This window comes from Arthrobacter sp. MDT2-34-1, from assembly GCF_059091365.1.
In genome coordinates, this window is sequence record NZ_JBNHGO010000021.1 from 1 (window position 1) to 2,485 (window position 2,485).

The 2,485-nt window shown below is 65.5% G+C and carries 2 protein-coding genes; both read right to left on the reverse strand.

Features of this window, described 5'->3' with window-relative positions:
* Positions 1 to 1,077: thiolase C-terminal domain-containing protein (locus tag AC5RVV_RS17225; protein ID WP_494002586.1), on the reverse strand; the 1,077-nt coding region annotated here is incomplete at its 3' end.
* Between the two features lie 194 nt (positions 1,078 to 1,271).
* Positions 1,272 to 2,429 (reverse strand): LLM class flavin-dependent oxidoreductase, encoded by a 1,158-nt coding sequence (locus AC5RVV_RS17230; RefSeq protein WP_494002587.1) that lies wholly within the window; start codon positions 2,427 to 2,429, stop codon positions 1,272 to 1,274.
* Positions 2,430 to 2,485: the final 56 nt, after the last annotated feature.

The following is a 2,485-nucleotide window of genomic DNA, read 5'->3' on the forward strand; positions in this document are numbered from 1 at the left end:
AGAGCGGCGCAGGATGAGGCCCGAGGTCGGTCCCGCCTGCGGGCCGCCGACCAGGGCCACCTCAGCGTCCGGGATCTGGTTGTCCGCCGTGCCCCGGACCTGCTTCACTGCCTCGAGGACATGGCGGAACCCGTGCGTGTAGCCGCCCGCTGTGTCACCGCCGTGCGGATTGAGCGGCATGGAGCCGGTCGGGGCGAAGTCTCCGGCGATGATGCGTTCAGCCACCTCGCCGGGACCGCACAGCCCGAACTGCTCGGCGACGAGGAGCAAGGTGAAGCTGGTGCAGTCGTAGACCAGGCCCACGTCAATCTGGCCGGCTGTCAGCCCGCTCTGCTCGTACAGCTTCTTCGCCACCCAGGTGGACGGGCTGTCCAGGTTCGACGTCAGCACCCTTGAGTCGAAGTATGCACGCGGGTCCGGACCGTGCGACTGGGCCGACGCCATGATCTCAACGGGCTGCAGCCCTGCGCCCCGGACGAGATCCTCACGCGCCACCACGACGGCGCAACTGGTGTCTGCCAGGGCAAACTCGTCGAAGCGGGTGAACGGGCCGACGGTCAGCGGCGCGTCGAAGTACTCGTCCCGCGAAACCTGGCCGGTATGGACTGCGCGCCGGTTCAGCGCTGCGTTGCGGCGCATCTGATTGACCGCCGCGTACAGCGCCTCGCGGTTCATCGGATAGCGCGCGGCGTACTGACTGTAGAACGCCGCGAAGATCCCCAGGTACCCGGTCCAGCCCAGCGGACGCAAGTACCACGGCGTGTCCATGTAGTAGGGACGCTGCGGGTCTGCGGTCGACAGCTGCTTGACCCAGTCATCCCCGCTGACAGTGCGATAGCAGACAACCGCACGGGCCTGACCCGACTCGACCGCGGAGCGGGCGGCATCGATCAACGCCGCGCACGACCCGCCGCCGAAGGGCACCTCGACCGCGAGATTCAGGTCTTTGGCCCCGAGCGTGGCCAGCAGTGCGAAGGTGTTAACCGAGGTGTCGTACGTGTACTTCACGGCGCCGTCGAGGTCATGCGGTGACAAGCCGGCGTCGGTGCACGCGTTCAGCGCGGCCTGGACCGTCATAGTATCGACCGCCCGCCCCGACCCACTCGGCGTGAGCGGAGCTTCTCCGATCCCAGCGATAACCGCCCGGTGTCCTCTTGCCATGGTGCCTACTCCTTCGTGTCGTGACGCTCGATGCGCCAAATCAACGTCGCCGGCGGGACGAACGAGTCTTGAGACGAACTCAACCCGGACACCTCGCAGCGTCGGTCGCGCTAACGGATGGAGGCGGCGCGGGTCTTCTCGTACTCCGCCGTCGCCTTCGCCCTGATCCGCGCGTCGGTCTCCTTGTCCTCTTTCTGGCTGGCAAACGCCCGGTCCTGAGCACGCCTAAGCCCGTCGAGCTGGCCTTGGAACTGCGGTGCCACCTGTCGTGCGAACAGCTCGTAGGAGCGAAGCGTGTCAGCCGGCGAGGCCCAGTCGTTAGCCCAGAAGAGGTAGGTACCAAAGCCACCGGACGCCTCCTCGAGCCGCCGAATCTGGGCAACCGCGTCATCGGGCGTACCGATGACCGCCAGGCCGGACTCGATAATCAGATCGATCTTGTCGCGCGTCGAGGCGTTCCCGTCCACGGCGAACGGCAGTGTGCTGAGGTTCTGCATGTAGTAGACCCAAGCATCCAGGCCGGGAGTGACGGCCGCGATGGCTTCGTCGCGCGTCGGTGCGATAAACATCGGGCCCAGCAGCCTCCACGTGTCGCGGTTGGGCACGTGCCCGGCTTTCTCGGACTCGTCGCTGTAGATCTCCCAGTGTCGCGCGAGGAGTTCCGTGGCGGGACCTTGCGTGGCGGCCAGCGACAGCATCGAGGCGCCCATTTGGCCCGCGGTCCGCGGCCCCGAGGCCGAAACTGCGGCGGTGACGGCCATTTCGATCGAGCGGCCGCGATAGGGAAACATCTGTAACCGCGCGTCGTTGAGCTTGAACCAGGACGAGTAGCTTGTGACCGATTCCCCGGCCAACAGTCGCTGGATAACTCCAGCACCCTCAAGGAGGAAGTCACGAGTGTCGCCAGGTTCGTTGCCGAAGGTTATCGTATCGGCCGCCAGCGACCCCGGGCCGATGCCGAAGATCGCACGACCTCGCGAGAGGTGATCGACCAGGATCATGCGCGTGAGCGAGTTGAACGGGTTGTGGTTGGGCAGGCTGACGACACCGCTGCCCAGCATGATCCTGCTGGTGCGTTGAGCCGCCGCTGCGAGGAACACCTCGGGCGATTCCACGATCTCCCAACCGGTCGAGTGGTGCTCGCCCATCCAGACCTCGTCGTAGCCGAGCCGGTCGAGATCCTCGACTAGCTGCAGGTCACGCTCAATCGAGAGAGTCGGGTCGTCGGTGGGTTCGTGGACGGGTGAGATGAATACGCCGAATCGCATGATCAGTTGCCTCCTGGTAGTGGTTGTGATGAATCAGATTCTGCTGTATTGCTGGT

Excerpts from the sequence above, each read along its gene's own strand:
- AC5RVV_RS17230 (WP_494002587.1), bottom strand. The coding sequence starts at position 2,429 with ATGCGATTCGGCGTATTCATCTCACCCGTCCACGAACCCACCGACGAC.